This is a genomic window from Halotia branconii CENA392, from assembly GCF_029953635.1.
In the GTDB taxonomy this organism is placed as follows: domain Bacteria; phylum Cyanobacteriota; class Cyanobacteriia; order Cyanobacteriales; family Nostocaceae; genus Halotia; species Halotia branconii.
Window position 1 is genome coordinate 3,854,071 of record NZ_CP124543.1, and the last position, 18,716, is coordinate 3,872,786.

The 18,716-nt window shown below is 40.2% G+C and carries 10 protein-coding genes; 8 read left to right on the forward strand and 2 right to left on the reverse strand.

The genetic code is table 11. The features are described from left to right. The first annotated feature begins 213 nt into the window (after positions 1 to 213). The 3 genes from QI031_RS16960 (at position 214) to QI031_RS16970 (ending at position 8,673) form a co-directional block, all read left to right on the forward strand. Positions 214 to 1,671: a protein adenylyltransferase SelO gene (locus QI031_RS16960; protein WP_281480839.1), complete on the forward strand. Its 1,458-nt coding sequence runs from the start codon at positions 214 to 216 to the stop codon at positions 1,669 to 1,671. Between the two features lie 1,300 nt (positions 1,672 to 2,971). Then, positions 2,972 to 7,705 carry a PAS domain-containing protein gene (locus tag QI031_RS16965; protein WP_281480840.1) on the forward strand — a complete coding sequence of 1,578 codons (4,734 nt, stop codon included), beginning with the start codon at positions 2,972 to 2,974 and terminating at the stop codon, positions 7,703 to 7,705. Continuing rightward, entirely contained in the window at positions 7,705 to 8,673 is a 969-nt protein-coding gene (locus QI031_RS16970; protein WP_281486055.1) for a GGDEF domain-containing response regulator, read from the forward strand. The genes QI031_RS16965 and QI031_RS16970 overlap by 1 nt, the downstream gene beginning before the upstream one ends. A gap of 160 nt (positions 8,674 to 8,833) precedes the next feature. Here QI031_RS16970 and QI031_RS16975 read toward each other — a convergent pair whose 3' ends face one another. Then, positions 8,834 to 10,459 carry a glycosyltransferase family 39 protein gene (locus QI031_RS16975; RefSeq protein WP_281480841.1) on the reverse strand — a complete coding sequence of 542 codons (1,626 nt, stop codon included), beginning with the start codon at positions 10,457 to 10,459 and terminating at the stop codon, positions 8,834 to 8,836. Positions 10,460 to 10,810: 351 nt separating this feature from the next. On the opposite strand from QI031_RS16975, the gene QI031_RS16980 reads away from it, so the two are divergent. The 4 genes from QI031_RS16980 (at position 10,811) to QI031_RS16995 (ending at position 16,264) form a co-directional block, all read left to right on the forward strand. Further along, a complete protein-coding gene (locus QI031_RS16980) occupies positions 10,811 to 12,055 on the forward strand; it encodes a glycosyltransferase (protein ID WP_281480842.1) in 1,245 nt (414 codons plus the stop codon). Between the two features lie 96 nt (positions 12,056 to 12,151). Continuing rightward, positions 12,152 to 13,984 carry a glycosyltransferase family 39 protein gene (locus QI031_RS16985; protein WP_281480843.1) on the forward strand — a complete coding sequence of 611 codons (1,833 nt, stop codon included), beginning with the start codon at positions 12,152 to 12,154 and terminating at the stop codon, positions 13,982 to 13,984. A gap of 55 nt (positions 13,985 to 14,039) precedes the next feature. Then, entirely contained in the window at positions 14,040 to 14,645 is a 606-nt protein-coding gene (locus QI031_RS16990; RefSeq protein ID WP_281480844.1) for a TetR/AcrR family transcriptional regulator, read from the forward strand. 8 nt (positions 14,646 to 14,653) lie between these two features. Next, positions 14,654 to 16,264 (forward strand): FAD-dependent monooxygenase, encoded by a 1,611-nt coding sequence (locus QI031_RS16995; protein WP_281480845.1) that lies wholly within the window; start codon positions 14,654 to 14,656, stop codon positions 16,262 to 16,264. Between the two features lie 83 nt (positions 16,265 to 16,347). Here QI031_RS16995 and QI031_RS17000 read toward each other — a convergent pair whose 3' ends face one another. Next, positions 16,348 to 16,749 (reverse strand): hypothetical protein, encoded by a 402-nt coding sequence (locus tag QI031_RS17000; protein ID WP_281480846.1) that lies wholly within the window; start codon positions 16,747 to 16,749, stop codon positions 16,348 to 16,350. A gap of 220 nt (positions 16,750 to 16,969) precedes the next feature. Here QI031_RS17000 and QI031_RS17005 point away from each other — a divergent pair, with 220 nt between their 5' ends. Further along, positions 16,970 to 18,619 (forward strand): N,N-dimethylformamidase beta subunit family domain-containing protein, encoded by a 1,650-nt coding sequence (locus QI031_RS17005; protein ID WP_281480847.1) that lies wholly within the window; start codon positions 16,970 to 16,972, stop codon positions 18,617 to 18,619. Positions 18,620 to 18,716: the final 97 nt, after the last annotated feature.

The window sequence follows — 18,716 nt, forward strand, 5'->3', positions numbered from 1 at the left end:
AAACGTAATACTTGTACAAAGTGTAATTAATTTCCTGCGCCCTGGTGATTTATTTATTTGTTGTAGTTAACCCAGTACAGTTTATAAAAGCTTTTTTTGCGTCAACTGGTAAATGATTTTACTTAGTGTCTTGGTGTCTTCGTGGTTAATTAATTTTTCTTGCCACAAAGACAAAGATAGGATGAAGAGAAGAATAAATTAGCTTTGCTCGTAATGAACCCGGCTGAAACTCCCAACCACGAAAATTCTGATAATCCTTTTCTCACCCTCAACTACGAACCAGCTTTAGAATCTTTGGGTGATGATTACTACGACGAAGTTGTTGCAGCAGAATTTCCTCAACACATCCTCCGCTGGCGCAACGATGCACTGTTACCCTGTTTAGGGCTAGATACTCAAGCAGTAACAGACGAAGATTTCATCACCGCTTTTGGTAAATTTCAGGGACGTAAGCCATTGTTAGCCCTGCGCTACCACGGCTACCAATTTGGTGAATATAACTCTAAATTAGGCGATGGTAGAGGCTTTCTCTACGGACAAGTCCGCGCCACTAATGGCGAACTTTATGACTTTGGTACGAAAGGTTCTGGTACGACACCTTATTCTCGTGGTGGTGATGGGATGCTTACCCTCAAAGGCGGCGTGCGAGAAATTTTAGCAGCAGAAGCACTGCATTGTTTAGGAGTACGCACCTCTCGCTGTTTGACTATGATTGAGACAGGTTTACCTCTGTGGCGGGGTGATGAACCTTCACCGACTCGCTCATCTGTGATGGTGAGGATGAGTAGTTCTCATATTCGTTTCGGCACTTTTGAACGTTTGCACTTTTTCCGCCGTCCAGATTTAAGCAAAAAGTTATTAGACCACGTAATTGAGCATTATTACCGTCACTTACTGGGGGAAAAAGATAAATATGCTTTATTTTATGCAGAATTAGTCAAACGAGTAGCAAAATTAGTAGCGCAGTGGATGGCTGCTGGTTTTTGTCATGCAGTACTCAACACTGACAATATGTCAATTACTGGTGAGAGCTTTGACTACGGCCCTTATGCATTTATTCCTACTTATGACCCATATTTTACGGCTGCATATTTTGACTATTACAGACGTTACTGTTACAGTCATCAACCAAGTATTTGCAAATTAAATTTAGAAATGCTCCAAGAACCGTTAAAGGCAATTATTGACCCAGCGGATTTAGAGGCAGGACTAGCAAATTTTAATGAGTATTATCATGCTACATATCGTTCCTTAATGTTGAAAAAACTAGGCTTTGAGGAGTTGTCTTATTCAGAGGCAGATGAGCTTTTACATCTAACGATTAAATTTTTGCAAGATAGTCAAATTGGTTATCACGAGTTTTTTTATGAGATGGCTCGTACTTTTTCACCCAAATGGCGAGACGAGCCAGGATTGGTATTGAACACTTCCAATATCGTGCCAGCTTCAGGTACATCCCCAATTTTTGATGATTGGTGCGTACTGTACCATAAAATTTTGAATTATTTCGACCTTGATCACTTAGATACAATTTCTCGCACATTAACCAATCAAAATCCTCAGACTGCATTGTTAAGACCACTTATTGAGTCAGTTTGGGAACCAATATTTCAAGCGGATAATTGGCAACCTTTTTATGAATTAATTAAAAAGATTCAGTCTGGCAAATAATCCAAATGCCAGGATTATTAAACTAATTTCAAGTACTAGAATTTTAATAGGACTTACGCAAAATTTACGTGATTACGTTATTAAGTTGGCGTTAGCATTCCCGGAGGGTAGTGAGTTTTACGGCTCTAAAAAACCCTGCTTCCATTCCTCTCCCTCAAGGTGAGAGAGGCTTTGAAAGCTGGATTGTTCCGTTCAAAACTAGAAAATTTTTGCTTCTCTCCAAGTCGGTTATACCATTTCACGAAATTATTGATACAAATTACTTTTCTTACTCCCCCTGCCCTCTGCTTCCCCTGCTTCCCCTGCCTCCTCTGCCTCCCTTGCTCCCTCTACCTCCCCTGCTTGCCCAAATATATCAACTTTAAAGTGAAACGGTATTACAGCGTATACACAAGTCTTTTAAAGTTGCCCTATAGCCTTTTAATCCTTCCAACTCCCTTTTTAAGGAGGATTTATACTATAAACAGCAAATTATAAATTAGTAAGAAATATGTTGCGCCCCTACTCGTGTACTTCATTTACGTGAAATACACCCTAGCTCTTAACATAAATATCAAGCTAATAACAGGCTTGACAGATAAACACTACATATATCATTGGTTTTGAATATAGTAATCCGGTTTGATTCGGTGAATTTATTTGTGTAGGTAGGGAACAGGAAACAGGAAACAGGGAACAGTTAACAAAGGATAGATATGTACTGAATCGTGTTCAAAAATCAAATAGGAGTCCTATATCATAGACCAACAGATTAGATAATTTTAAAATTAGAAGATCTAAATAAAGTTATATAAAAGCTTCTTGCTGTTTTTTTATATATAAACTAATCTAATTTTTACTAACAAATTGACCTGTTGAGAACAAACTTTGGAACTATGCAAATTAATCTATTCAGGACTAAGTAAGTCGGTGAAATAAAATCAAACTATGTGAATAAAAGTAAATAAGGCTCAAACTCTTTCTCTCCCTGCTTTCTACTTACCTTGAATAAAATATAGCAATCCGATTTGATTAATGAACATATTTGCGTAGGGAGGGAACGAGGAACTTTTAACGGGGAACACTTCGGCTACTTCGACTGCGCTCAGCACAAGTACGCTCAGTACATCGCAGGAAAAAAGGGATTTAGGGGTGTACTAAGTTTTTTCTCCAAATCAAATATGAGTCTTATATTTGATTTTTACTTAAGAAGACAATTTACGTAATTACCACATTGTGATTGATGTATTAATTACTTACTGTAAACTTTTACTAATAGCTTTCAGGAAACAGATTACTGAATGTGCTGGAGGAAAAATCAGTGGTTAGGCAGCACAGATATTACCAACTTGGATCTGTAAACCTGTTTAGTAAACGAGGATTGCTGCCACTTTTAATTGGTATTATAGTTTCAATTGCAGTAATTATACTCTGGCAAAAATTAATAACAGAAGAAAAAACCGATATTAGGCAACTAATTCAACAGCAAGCGATCGCCATCACAACTGAATTAAATAGTCAACTGAATACTCGTGTTATGGCGTTGGAGCGAATGCAAAAGCGTTGGCAAAGACATCAGGGAATTTCTCAAAACGAATGGGAAGCAGAGGCAAGAGACTACCTTAAAGATTATGGAGGATATCAAGCAATAGAATTAGTTGATCCATCGTTTCGGGTACGTTGGATTGTACCATTAGCCGATAATAAAGCTGCACAAAATTTAGATCTTAGCCAAGAGCCACGGCGGCGTGCTGCTCTAAAAATGGCTCGCGATCGCCGCCATACCACTTTTACTTCTACAATAAACCTTGTTCAAGGTGGCAAAGGATTTCTCGCCTACGTACCTTTATTTGTGAGCGATCGCTTCGATGGTTTTATATTAGGAGTTTTTCGATATCAAACCCTGTTAGATTCAGTTGTGCATGTACCGAAAGGTTACAAAATTAGGGTCTTTGATAATCGAGAATTAATTTATACTAATGATTCACAACTGCTAGCACCATCACCTTGGCAACAAGAGGTAAACTTAGACCTATATAAAATTCATTGGCGAATCCAGGTTTATCCAACTCCAGAGTTATTAACAAGACTGCACTCTCCCCTGCCAATAGTTGTATTGTTGGCAGGGTTATTAATTGCTGTCATGCTGACATTATCAATTTATTTTGCTCAATCGACTGAATCGAGCAGCCGTCAAATAGCAGCAATCAATCACCAGTTAGTCCAGACAATTTTTCAGCAAGGACAAAGCGAAACTCGTCTGCGGCAATTATTAGAAACAGTCAAAGTTATTCCTTGGGAACTAGACTTGAAAACCTGGCGATTTACTTATGTTGGGCCTCAAGCAGAAACTTTACTAGAATATCCCCTAGAAGAATGGTATCAAGAAAATTTTTGGTTGAATCATCTGCATCCCCATGACCGAGAAAAATCTCTAAGTTTTTGCCAACAAGCAGTTAGCAGGGGAGAAAATTACGAGTTTGAATATCGCATGTTGGCAGCAGATGGGCGAATTGTTTGGCTGCGAGACATTGTAAATGTATTTCAAGAAGCAGGAACCCCCACTATGTTAAGGGGGTTCATGTTTGATATTACCGACCTGAAATTAGTTGAAAAAACTTTACGATTGAGAGAACGGGCGCTAGCTGCTACTAGTAACGGTATTATTATTGCCGATGCCAAACTGGCAAATAATCCAGTGATTTACGTCAACTCTGCCTTCGAGCAAATTACAGGCTACAGTGCTACCGATGTGATTGGGCATGGCTGTGGATTTTTACAAGGCACAGATATCAATCAACCAGCAATCAATGAACTGCGCTTAGCAATTAAAGCTGGCATAAGTTGCAAAGTTGTACTCCGCAACTACCGCAAAGATAACACTTTATTTTGGAATGAATTAACTATTTCTCCTATCCATGATGAAAACGGTCAACTAACTCATTTTATTGGCATTCAAAATGATATTAGTGAACAGCAAGCTGTGCTGCGCGAACGCCAACTTACCGAAGCAGCTTTGAGAGAAAGTGAAGAACGCTGGCAATTGGTAATTCAAGCTAACCATGATGCAATTTGGGATTGGAATATCATCACTAATGAAATGTTTTGTTCTGCACAGTGGGCGGAGCTAGTAGGAGAACCAGAACATCAACTCATTAGTAGCAATCACGATGATTGGGTTGACCGCATCCATCCTGATGATTATGACCGAGTCATGGCTATGAGGCAAGATTACCTCAATCGTCAAATTCCTCATTATGTCGTTGAGTATCGTCTACGCTGCAATGATGACAGCTATAAATGGGTATTGGTACATGCGATCGCTCAATGGGATAAAGAGGATAATCCTGTGCGGATGGTTGGCTCAACCAAAGACATTACTGAACGCGTGCAAGCACAAGATGCCCTAAAACGAGAATTAAATCGGACGCTGCTGCTAGAACGCATTACTTATAAAATTCGCCAGAGTCTCGAAACCAAAGAAATCTTTGAAACGGCTGCTACCCAAATTGGACTAGCCTTTGAAGTGAGTCGCTGTTTAATTCACTCATATATAAGTGAACCTGTTCCCCGCATTCCTCTAGTAGCAGAGTATATTGTTTCCGGTTACTGCTCCATGTTAGACAGGGAAATTCCCATAACTAGTAATCCCTATGCCCAAAAGACAATAGCACAAGATACAGCGATCGCCTCGCCTAATGTCTATACTGATCCATTACTCCAGGCGGCCACACCTTTATGTGAAGAACTCGGACTGAAGTCCCTGTTGATTGTTCGCACTTCCTACCAAGGAAAACCTAATGGAGTTATTTGTTTACATCAGTGTAACGATTTTCGCCAATGGACTCCAGACGAAATTAAATTATTAGAAGCAGTAGCAGCTCAATTAGGCATTGCCTTAGCACAAGCTCAACTATTAGAGCAAGAAACCCGTCAAAGTAAAGAACTCACCTGGAAAAACTTTGCCTTAGAAAAAGCCAAACGTCAGGCGGAATCTGCAAATCGGGCCAAAAGTGAGTTTTTAGCCATGATGAGCCATGAAATTCGCACCCCCATGAATGCCATTATTGGCATGACTAGGCTGCTGTTAGATACTAACCTGACTCCTCAGCAGCAAGACTTTGTGGAAACGATACATACTAATGGAGATGCTTTGCTCACCATTATTAACGACATTTTAGATTTCTCTAAAATCGAGTCAGGCAAGCTAGAACTGGAAGAAAAGCCGTTTGATGTCAGAAATTGCGTCGAGCAGGTGATTGATCTATTTGCACCAGTAGCAGCCCAAAAAGATATTCAACTAACTTATCTAATCTACCCTCAAGTACCTATTCAAATTGTTGGCGACTTGACTCGTCTGCGTCAAATTTTGATGAACCTCCTCAATAATGCCATCAAGTTTACCCAACAGGGAGAAGTTGTACTTTTTGTTCATGCTAAGCCAACTGCAAGTACAAAAGTAGAAAATAGTTGCGAAATTTTATTTGCGATTGAAGACACAGGTATTGGTATTGCACCAGAAAAAATCAAACGTTTATTCCAATCCTTCACTCAAGCCGATGCTTCCACAACTCGACAATATGGTGGCACAGGACTAGGGCTAGTAATTAGCAAACGCTTAAGTGAAATGATGGGCGGTAGCGTTTGGGTTGAAAGCCAAGGTTGTATCGCTGGTAATCCCTCTTTGGGATGGCAACCAAAAAAGTTAGTTTCATCAACCTATCCTTCCTCTGGTTCTATTTTTTACTTCACCATTACTGCCCAAGTAATCACTAATCAAGAATTAAATGAATCCTGCCATCTGCTAGCTCCACTTATAGGTAAGCAGTTGTTAATCGTAGACGCAAATCCTACTAGTCTGCAAATACTCAGCTTACAAGCAGAGTTTTGGCAGATGAAAACTTATACTGCCAAATCCGGTGCAGCCGCTTTGACTCTACTCAAACATGGAACACAGTTTGATGTTGTCATTTTGGATATGCAGATACCTGATATCAAAGGTATCACCCTTGCTCACGAAATCCGCAAGCATCCTGGCTATGAAAATACACCCTTAGTGATGCTGACTTCATTGAGTAAACAAGATTATGATTTTGATTTTAATGACTTCCCACTTAGCACCTGTTTGACTAAACCAGTCAAACAAACTCAACTTTACAATGTTCTTGCTCATGCTTGGAACAATCAGCCATTTCTAGCTAATATCTCTCATTCTCCCCAAGTTAATCCCTATTTGTCAGAGAAACTACCGCTGCGGATTCTACTTGCAGAAGATATGGTGGTTAATCAAAAAGTTGCTCTTTTGATGCTACAGAAAATTGGTTATCGGGCAGATATAGCAACTAATGGATTAGAAGTGCTGACGGCATTACAACGTCAGCCCTACGATGTAGTGTTAATGGATATTAATATGCCGGAAATGGATGGTTTAGAAGCTAGTCGGATAATTTGTCAGCAGTGGGAAATTAATTCTCGTCCTTATATAATCGCTATCACTGCCAATGCCATGCGGGGCGATCGCGAAGCCTGTATTGCTGCTGGTATGGATGAATACATTAGTAAACCCGTACAAATTCAAGAATTAATTGACGCACTTAGCAAATGTCGTCCTCGAATCAGTGCAGACTTTACTACCCAAAATAAACAAAATCCAGAAACGAGTTTTTTCAATTCACTCAAAACAGGGCAAGAAAATACACAATTTATTGTCATTGATGCCAAAATTTTGCAATCTCTGCGAGATATGTTGGCAGGAGATAAAAAGGCATTTGCAGAACTAATTGAATGCTATCTGAGCGAAACTCCTAAGTTAATTCAAAAGATTATCACAGCAGTCACAGAGCAGGATACCCAAGCGATATGGAAGACAGCCCACAACCTGAAATCTAGCAGTGCTTCAGTGGGAGCCACCAAACTTGCACAACTTTGTAAGCAGCTAGAAATTCAGGGACGAAGCAACAATCTTCAAGAGAGTAGAGAAATTTATTTACAAATTAACCAAGAGTTTGAGCGAGTTAAAACTGTTTTGCTAGCAGAACTGGAGAAGGAAGCATGATTACCACTACTTTTCCAGAATGCCAAGCTTTAGTTTTAATTGTTGATGATGAACCATTTATCCGTAAACAGTTGCGACTTTCTTTAGAGCGTGAAGGTTATCGCATAGCAGAAGCTGAAAATGGTAGAGAAGCTTTAGTTGCTTTTCAAGAACTTCACCCGGATATAGTGCTTCTTGATGCCATCATGTCAGATATTGACGGATTTGAGTGTTGTACTCAGTTACAGTCCCTTGAAGGTGGTCAACATACTCCTGTTTTAATGATTACAGGATTAGAAGATCAAGAGTCAGTTGATCGGGCATTTGCAGTAGGTGCGATCGATTATGTCACCAAACCAATTCATTGGCCAGTTTTGCGTCAGCGGGTACGGCGCTTAATTCAGCAATCTCAAACGCAGCAAAAACTAGAAGCTGCTAATCGAGAGTTACAACGATTAGTGACGATTGATGGATTAACTCAAATAGCTAATCGCCGACGATTTGAGGAGTATTGTACCCAAGAATGGCAGCGCATGGCACGAGAGCAACTGCCTTTATCTTTAATTCTCTGCGACGTTGACTTTTTCAAATCTTACAACGATACTTATGGTCATCAGGCAGGCGATCGCTGTCTGCAAAAAATTGCTGGATCTATCCAAAATACTGTTAAACGCCCTGCCGATTTAGTTGCTCGTTATGGAGGAGAAGAGTTTGCTGTAATCTTACCGTCTACAAGTATTGAGGGTGCTATTTTTTTGGCTGAAACAATTTGCTCTGCGATCAGAAACCTAGCAATTCTCCATCGAAATTCCCTAATTAATTCTTATGTAACCGTTAGTATTGGGGTGGCGACAGAAACTCCTCAAATAAGTTCTGACTTTCAAACAATTATTGCTGTAGCTGATCAAGCATTGTATGAGGCAAAAACAGCAGGGCGCGATCGCGTGAAGTTTTATAATCAGCAATCACCTATCAAAATTGGTTTTTAAGCTGAATTTCGTCAGCTTTAATGGGTAAGAAACACGCTGTTATTGCAGTTACACGCTTTGCTTTAGCTGATTTTCTATTACAGTACAAGATGGCATAAATCAACCATCCATTCCAAATCAATAAAAAGCTTATGCTGTGTTCATTTTTAATTTTTAATTTTTAATTTTTAATTCCGCCTTGCGGTACTATTTTCCACAACCTACCTCTTTGGTAAATCATAGTCAGGTGATAGTTTTTTTCTATTTCCGATCTAAATTTTTGAGATGGATTAAATAAAAATACATTACTGAAATTACGAGGAATATTCGGTATATTTGGCTCTACGACTAATTGCATTTTCACATTTGGATTAAGCAAGTGACTCAAAGACATTAAATCACCAATATTGAGGGAAGAAGTACTACTAACTATCAGTGGATTATGACTTTTATTAATTATCCGAGCTACTTCAAGATTGGCATGACTACCTTTATTCCACCATGTTTCGGCTTGAGAACTAACAGCACAAGATAGCAACCCAATTAAAATTACTAGAACTATGACTGATTGCCAAAACTTACGAACTATTAATTTCGCAGCAATTATTTGAGTTGCTAATAAGTAAGCAATAGCTAGCTGAATCCCTATATAACATGGCATGACATATCTAGCCCTAACACTTAATTCTCCCCCAATAATCACATCAGGTAAAATGAGGGCTAATGCAGGCAATCCACTCAATGTAAAAATAAATAACCAAACTCTAGGTGCTGTTCGTCGATAAAGAAATAAAAATGCGTAAATTACTAAAATTAAAAGTAAAGGAACTAAAAATCTACCCCAACGTAAAATAGGCAAGTTCAAGTCTGGAAAAAATGGTTCGTAACGCCAAAAGTCGGCAAATAATCCGCCAATATTAGTAATCCAATTGGCAACCAAGCTTGATAGAGATTGTTTTGTTTGAGCGCTAGCTGTAGTGCGATCAATTTGAGATAAATTATGAATAATATTAATAATCCAAGGCACAAAAGCCAGAATCCCCAAGCTAGTTGCTATCAAATAAGTTTTAACTGTTTTGGTTAATCGCCAACCTTCTATAGCCATTACGTAAATGCCATGAGCGATCGCTACTAATCCAGTAAACAAAAATGTATATAATCCAAGTGCTACTGTAACTGCATAAATTCCCCATAGTCGTCGCTTACGAAGGCGTATTGCTCTCAGCAAAACAGCACTCTCTAACAGGATAGTTACAACCCATAAACTGAATTGTCGTGCTTCTTGAGCATATAAAACATGTAAGGGTGAGACTGCCAAAAGTGCTATACTCATCCATGCTGTTATTGGTGACTCAAATAACTCTAAACACAGCCAATAAATACAAGGAAAAGCTAGTAGACTAATAATGACTGACAGGCTCCTCGTTGCTGCTAATGAGTTGCCAAAAGTTTGTACCCATAACCTAACCATCACATAATACAGTGGCGGGTGCTGGGCTTCATCTACTGCTAAAGAATTGATTGTACTAATTACACCTGTTTCTGAATGGGGACGCTGATAATTTTGGATGGCATCAACATTGATGACTCGCCCATCAAACACTTGTTGGACAAATTCTGTTTTAGTGTAACCAGAAATTCGTAATGAGGTATAAGCTTCATCATGCCAATAGACTTTTCGATCCAGATTGACAAAACGCAAATATATTCCCAAAACTAATAAAACGATAATTAAAAATTTTAGCCAAGGAGGAGGAATATTTCTTAAATTTTGTAAAGTGTTTGTTTGAGAAGTATAAGTTTTCATCAATTTTTAGAGAATTGAATGATAATTCATTTTAATAGTAAAATTACCATGTTTTTAGTTGACTGAATAACTTAGTAGTGTATTATATATGTTTTAATGTAATAATGTCGTGGAACAGTAGTTAGATGTTTTTTTGAAATTCAGAACAATTATTGCATAAATATCAACAAGAGGTAGCTTAAAAAAAGACAACTATAACGAATAACAGTTTGATTAGTTAAATACAAAATTGCAAACAAAAGTTTTTTTACTTAAATTTAAATAGCACAGTTAGTATAGATTAAACAACAAACAATTATAATTTACGTCAAATTTTACACACTCTTTTTTTTTAGACTTACAATTTACTTTATGAATGTCAACTCATTCGACACGCTGTTAAAAGTTCCCACTGGTGTATTACAGATTTCCGATTTGTTACCTACCAGCATGGACAGAGATAATGAAGGCATTCATTTATCTCTAGTGATTCCCACTTATAAAGAGCGTGATAATATCCAGAATGTAATTAGGATATTAAGTCAATTATTGGATGAGTTGATACCAAAAGACTATGAACTGATTGTGGTCGATGATGATAGCCCAGACCGTACTTGGGAAGTAGCACAATTCTTAACGAGAGAATATCCGCAACTGCGGGTGATGCGCCGCCAAAAGGAAAAGGGACTTTCATCGGCAGTCATTCGGGGATGGCAGGTAGCAAGAGGACGGGTATTAGGGGTAATTGATGGAGATTTGCAGCATCCGCCAGAGGTGTTAACACAACTATTATCGGGGATTCAACAAGGCGCAGATTTAGCTGTAGCTAGCCGTCATGTCGAAGGTGGTGGTGTTAGCAGTTGGAGTGCTGTCAGGCGTTTTTTATCTCGTGGCGCTCAGGTATTGGGATTAATTTTGTTACCGGGGGTGCTGGGGAGAGTTTCTGACCCCATGAGTGGTTATTTTATGGTACGCCGCAGGGCGATCGCTGGGGCAATCCTAAATCCTGTAGGATACAAAATTCTCTTAGAGGTAATCGGACGCGGACAAGTAAACGAAATTACTGAAGTGGGTTATGTCTTTTGTGAACGCCAAGAGGGCGAAAGCAAAGTGACATGGAAACAATATATAGAATATCTCCACCACTTATTGCGGTTGCGGTTGTCCATAGGCAGGTCAGGACGAATGAATGAACAAACCGGGTTCCCTGTAGGTAGATTTTTGCGTTTTGGATTGGTGGGATTAAGTGGTGTATTTGTAGATATGGCAATGCTGTATTTGCTTAGTGACCCGACTACTTTAGCTTTGCCATTGACACGCAGCAAAATCATTGCTGGTGAAATTGCGATTTTAAATAATTTCTTTTGGAATGACGCTTGGACTTTTGCTGATGTCAGCAAGAAGCAGCAGGAATGGCATCAACGCCTGAAGCGCTTTTTAAAATTTAATCTCATTTGCTTGGCTGGATTGATTTTAAACGTTTTGGTGTTGAACTTGGTGTTTAATTTTATTATTCCTAACCGCTACATTGCTAACTTAATTGCGATCGCCGTTGCTACTATTTGGAATTTCTGGGTGAACTTAAAATTAAGCTGGCGTGTAACCGACGTAAAATAATATATGGGAACAGGGAACAGTAAATAAGAAAGGATGCATCTATATATAATATATGGGAACAGGGAACAGGGAACAGGGAACAGTAAATAAGAAAGGATGCATCTATATAATCGTTATTTCGCCATTCCTCATCGCTGGTTTCACCCCTTGCTGTGCCTGATTTTGTTTCTAATTGGGCTGTGTCTGCGTCTGGCTAATTTGACTGGAAAGCCTCCTTGGACTGATGAATTTTCCACCTTGGTATTTAGTTTAGGCAACAGCTTTTTGCCAGTACCGCTAGATCAAGCGATCGCACCTGATATTTTATTACAACCACTACAACCACAACCCGGCGCTAATATCTCCGATGTCTGGACACGCCTCAGTAGTGAAACTAACCATCCTCCACTTTACTTTTTTCTAGCTCACTGGTGGATGCAGTTGTTTCCTCCACAAAATAGTTTAGTTTCTTTGTGGGGAGCGCGATCGCTCGCTGCTATTTTTGGCGCTGCATCTGTTCCAGCTATTTATGCCTTAGGCTGGCTAACTTTTCGCTCTCGGTTGGTTGGCCACTTAGCCGCTGCCATCATGGCAGTATCACCTTACGCTATTTTTTTGGCGCAAGAAGCCCGTCATTACACTTTGGCAATTTTGTGGGTGATTGCTTCTTTAGCCTGCTTGGTAGTTGTCACGCGTCACATTCAAAACCGCAGTCAATTACCCATCTGGATAGCCCTTGCCTGGGTGGGAATTAATGCTTTGGGTATGGCAACTCATTACTTTTTTGCTTTGACTCTGTGTGCAGAAGCTTTGGTTTTGATAGTTTTAGCTTGGCATCAAAGCCAAGAAGAGGCAGGGGAGCAGGGGAGCAGGGGAGCAGGGGAGCATAAGAAGAGTTTTTCCCCTCTGCTTTCTTATCAAAAAGGTAGAAAATTTTCTCCCCTATTTTTCCTTCCCTGGCGGCGCATCTATGCTGTGGCTGCTGGTACTTTTGTTGCTAGTGCGGTTTGGCTACCAATGTTTTTGCACAATAGCTATGGTAGTAAATTGACAGATTGGATACAGCAACCACGAGAGGGATTTGCTTGGTTAAGTCCAGTTTTTCAAGCTCTTGCAGCATGGATCACCATGCTTTACCTGCTACCAGTTGAAGCCCCCCAACTAGCAATTGTCATTGTCTCTGGGCTAGCGATGTTGGTGTTCTTGATTTGGGCAGCACCAATTTTAGTTCGTGGGTTTAAGACGCAACTCCAACAACCAGAAAATCAATTGATGACACGGGTATTATCTGGGGTAATTGTAGGAGCGATCGCTTTATTCTTTATTTTTACTTACTTTCTTAACATTGACCTCACACGAGGCGCTCGTTATAACTTTGTTTACTTTCCTGCTGTTATCGTCTTACTAGGAGCGAGTTTAGCAGTTTGTTGGCAAAGTCCTCAAGGGTTTACCCTGAGCGCAGTCGAAGGGTCAACCGAAAAAGTCGGACGATGGGGAATTAATGGGAAAAAAGCCGTCGTTCTCATTTGGTTGATGGGATTTTTTAGTGCTGTGACAGTTGTTAGTAATCTTGGCTATCAAAAATACTATCGTCCCGACCTTTTCTTACAACTAATTCAAAAAACATCCCAAGTTCCAGTACTTATTGCTACTACCCAAATTACTCATGTCCAAATTGGGGAAATGATGGGTATAGCCAGGGAGTTGAAAATTCAAAATAATTCTTCTTTATCTCCCTTGTTTTTACTTGCCCATCAAGATCAAAATCCTCAGACTTCCACCACTGTCTTAGAAAATACATTAAAGACACTGCCGCAACCTTTTGATTTATGGCTAGTAAACTTTCATGCCCCCATAGCAGAAGAAGTTAAAAAATGTGTTCCTGAGACCCAATCTTTACCAGCAGTTAACGGTTACGAGTACAAAATTTATCACTGTAATCAAAATTAAATTAGCTTGATATAGCATTTCCTTTTACCAAAAAGTTGTGTTATGGTTTTACTGAATGAACATTCAGTCAGTAAACATGCAAGCAAAAAGTTCCCGGCAGCAACAAGCGATCGTGCGGCGCGAACATCTGGTAGATACAGCGTTGGCACTGTTTTCCCAGCAGGGTTATGACGCAACGAGTATCAAACAAATCGCGGCGGCGGAGGGTGTAGCAGTAGGACTGCTGTATCATTACTTTCCGAGTAAAAGCGAGCTACTGAGGGCGGTCTGGGAGAGACACAGCTTTTTGCCAGAGTTGCGATCATTGCTTTTAGTAGAACATGGCGAGACAGCAGCGTGTGTATTGCAGAAAGTGGCAGAGCGCTTTTCAGCGATGATTGATCGCAAAGAGTCACTGTTTCGCCTCATGGTGCGCGAAAGTCAGAGTAACCCTGAAGTTGCAGACTGTCTACATGCGATCGTCGAAGAAGGAATTACAGCGTTGGGGGCTTATTTAGAAACCCGTGTTGAACTAGGGGAATTACGTCCTCACAATACAGCCTTAACTGCCAGAATGCTGCTTGGAACAGTGTTAACCACACACTTAGCACGTCTACCGATTCGCCCTTGGGTAGAGTTAGTTACTCAACTACTGCATGGCATCAGCGTTCACCCTAATTAAGAATAATTTTGAAAACTGAGGTTAAAACTATGAAGTCAACAATTAAAACAGATGTGATTATCGTTGGAGCCGGGCCGACTGGGCTTTCCCTAGCTGTACAATTGATGCGTTACGGCATTGACTTTGTAATCTTTGACAAGAAAGAAGGTGTCACCGATTTGTCAAAGGCTTTAGTTGTTCATGCCCGCACATTAGAAATTTACGACCAAGTTGGTTTGGCACAAAAAGCCGTCCAAGATGGAGAGATTGTGCAGAAGGGTATCTTGATGCATGACGGTAAAGTCAGCAGTAACATAGATTTTTCGGACTTCGGCGTACAACTCAGTCCCTTTCCTTTTATGCTCGTTTATGAACAAAGCAAAAACGAACATTTGCTTTACGAGCATCTCCAACACCACGGGAAAAATGTGCAGTGGCAGACCGAAATGTCAAGCCTGACGCAAGATGCAGAGGGCGTGACAGCGGTTCTGAAAGCTGCAAACGGCGAAACGCAGACAATTGAAGCCCGATATTTGGTGGGTTGTGACGGTGCAAGCAGTCCAACACGACATTTTCTGAATCTTGGTTTTGAAGGTTCAACCTACCCGCGCTTGTTTTATGTTGCGGATGTAGAGATGGAGTTCCCAGCAGAGGAAGGCACATTTTACGCTTCTTTAGGACATGACTCTTTTGTGCTAGTTGTTCCTATGCAAGGCGGCAAACACTGGAGATTTATTGGCAATTTACCTGAATACAATGACCAAGTTGATCGAGAAGTGACCTACGATCAAATCGAAAATAAGGTCAAGCAATTGATTCAGCGTCCGCTAGATATTACGAATGTGCGCTGGTTTTCGAGTTACAAAGTGCATACTCGTCGCGTCGATAAGTTCTCCGTCGGCAGATGTTTTCTGGCAGGCGATGCTGCACATGTCCATACACCTGCGGGGGGTCAGGGCATGAATACGGGTATCCAAGACGCTTACAATTTGGCATGGAAAATTGCGTTTGTTTTGCGCGGCGATGCTAAGGATTCGCTTCTCGAAAGTTACGATGAAGAACGCCTCGCGAATGCGAAACGCCTCTTGGAGACTACTGACCAGTTTTTTGAAGTTGCGGCGGGTGATCATTGGTATTTCCAATTTTTCCGCGATCGCATTTTACCAAGTCTTGCTGGTTTTGCGATGCAGTTGGGGGCAGCAAAAGAGTTTCTTTTTCCAATGGTTTCTCAAATCGGACTTAACTACCGCCACAAATCTTTAAGCAAGCATCAGGGCGATCAAAAGTTTGAGGTCAAATCCGGGGATAGAATGCCTTATTTTCTAGTCGACGGAATGAGTCTTTACGACAAACTTCGTGATCCCAAATTTCACCTGCTTGTGTTCTCAGATGGTAAACACGATTATGAGGGTTTGAAGGCAGAACTCGCAAACAAATACGGCGATTTAATCGACTTCAATGTCATTCCCCTTTATCCAATAGTCGGGGAAATCTTCGGCACTCATCAACCTTTCCAAGTACTGCTAAGACCTGACAATTACATCGGATTTATCTCCACAGACTTCTCCTTAAACGATCTCCAAGCCTACTTTGATCAGTTAGGCACTGGTAAACGCCGCTTATCGACTGCTGTCGCGTAAACACTACAAATAGAGCGATGCAAGCGATCGCTGAATTTTAAGAAGAGATGATCGATACATCAATAAGGTTAAAAAGCTAATTATTAAATAAGCTTTTTAGCCTTTTGTTCTCTACTAACTTTAACGTGAGTTCGATAGATTTTAAAGAACCTCTCCCCGAAGCGGCTACGGTGTACACACAAGTCATCTAAAACTGCCCCATTGACTGACAATGCGATTGTATCGACTAACAATGCGATTGTATCGATTAACAATGCGATTGTATCGACTGACAATGCCAATGTCTCGACTAACAATGCGATTGTATCGACTAACAATGCCAATGCCTCGACTAACAATGCGATTGTATCGATTAACAATGCCAATGTCTCGACTAACAATGCGATTGTATCGACTGACAATGCCAATGTCTCGACTAACAATGCGATTGTATCGATTAACAATGCCAATGTCTCGACTAACAATGCGATTGTACTGGCCTGCAAAAATTAACCTACCTTACGTTACACAGCAACTCTAAAAGACTTGTATGTACACGGTAGCCGAAGCAAAGAGAGGTTTGAAAACCCTATTTTTTCGTACCAATTTGTGGATTATTTGCCCTTTCCCTTGTAAAGAAGGGGTTGGGGTTAGGTTCCGTCAAACTCACGTTAACTTTATTAATCAATTCTTGGCATGAAATAATTAAATATAACGCAAGCTTGATTGAGCAAAACTGCTGTGACTGTAATGCTGTTAAAACAACAATTCAATTTTGTCATTAAGGCAATACTGTCAATACTATTGAGTTACATTATTCCCTTAGTTTTTCTGCCACCATCTGCCTTAGCTGTAGGATTATCAATACCTAGACAGATTAACAATCCCATAATTATTGAAAATCAAAAAATTGGTAGTACTGATTGGCAGTTAAATAACCCAGCTACGAAGCGAGAAATTGAAGGCTATGCCTCACTAACAAGCGTCAATCGCGGCGATGAAATTAAGTTGTTTGTGAATACGAAAGAGCCAAATTACAAGATGGAAATCTTTCGGATGGGCTGGTATGGCGGTGCTGGCGGACGTAAAATGGTATCTGCAATCAAACGAAAAGGAGTTAAACAACCACGTCCAATTGTAGATCAAGCAACTGGTTTGATTGAGTGTAACTGGCAAGATCCTTATATTTTGAAAATTCCCTACAATCCCAAAGATCCTACACAATGGGCAAGTGGAATTTATTTAACAAAACTCACTGCTAATAAGAGTGGTAAGCAAAGCTATATTATCTTTGTGGTGCGTGATGATAGCCGTCCTTCTGATATCTTGTTTCAATCGAGCGTCACGACTTATCAAGCTTATAATAATTGGGGTTGGATGTCCCTTTATCGCTGGAATAGTCGCGGTAAACAAGCATACAAAGTTTCCTTTAATCGTCCCTATGCTGCTAGTCCCAACTCAGCCGCCGCATCTGGAGTGGGAGCAGGTGAATTTTTAACCAATTTTCAACCAAAAAATAGAACGTCTAGCGCTGGTTGGGAATATAACATGGTCAGGTGGCTTGAACGTTCCGGCTACGATGTCACTTACTGCACAGATGTTGACACACACAACAATCTTTTAGATATATATACTACCAAGCCCTTACTTTGGTTGCATAAAGCATTTCTTGCAGTTGGCCATGATGAATATTGGTCTGCACAGATGCGGCAAAATGTAGAAACTGCACGGGATTATGGTGTTAGTTTGGGCTTTTTTTCTGCTAATACTTGTTACTGGCAAATTCGCTTTGAGCCTAGCTTGATTACTAAAGAGATCAACCGGACTATTGTGGCCTATAAGGAAAATGCACTACTAGATCCATTTGCCAGAGATGATAATCCAGAAAACGATTTCCTTGTGACAACTATTTGGCGTGGTAAACCAGTAAATCGCCCAGAAGAATCTTTAATTGGAATAATGTACGAAACGTTTCAAGTCAATGCCGATATTATTGTTGATGAGACAGCACCAGATTGGTTGCTTGCTGGTACGCAACTAAATTTAGATGAGACTACAGCATCTAATAAAGCATATTTGAAACAAATGCGCCTTGAGGGACTTTTAGGCTACGAAGTTGATCGAATGTTTAGTTATGCGCCAGCTAATACTGTTCGTATTGCCCATTCACCTTATCGATATAACGGTAAAACGAAATATTCAGATATGACTTTTTATACTACAGATTCTAGTGCAATAGTGTTTGCAACCGGATCTATGCAGTGGATTTGGGGACTTGATGATTACAATTCACCACAATTGCGTCCTAATGTGGAAAGTCTGGACGCTCAAGCTATGACACGCAATATTTTGGATAGGATGATAGATAATAATTAGATAAAATTCATGGGGCATAGGGCATCCCTTCGACTTCGCTCAGGGCAAGTGGGCATGGGGCATTGGGCGTGGGAAAACAAAGTTGAGTTTAATTATG

Excerpts from the sequence above, each read along its gene's own strand:
- QI031_RS16960 (WP_281480839.1), top strand. The coding sequence starts at position 214 with ATGAACCCGGCTGAAACTCCCAACCACGAAAATTCTGATAATCCTTTT.
- QI031_RS16975 (WP_281480841.1), bottom strand. The coding sequence starts at position 10,459 with ATGAAAACTTATACTTCTCAAACAAACACTTTACAAAATTTAAGAAAT.
- QI031_RS16980 (WP_281480842.1), top strand. The coding sequence starts at position 10,811 with ATGAATGTCAACTCATTCGACACGCTGTTAAAAGTTCCCACTGGTGTA.
- QI031_RS16985 (WP_281480843.1), top strand. The coding sequence starts at position 12,152 with ATGCATCTATATAATCGTTATTTCGCCATTCCTCATCGCTGGTTTCAC.
- QI031_RS16990 (WP_281480844.1), top strand. The coding sequence starts at position 14,040 with ATGAACATTCAGTCAGTAAACATGCAAGCAAAAAGTTCCCGGCAGCAA.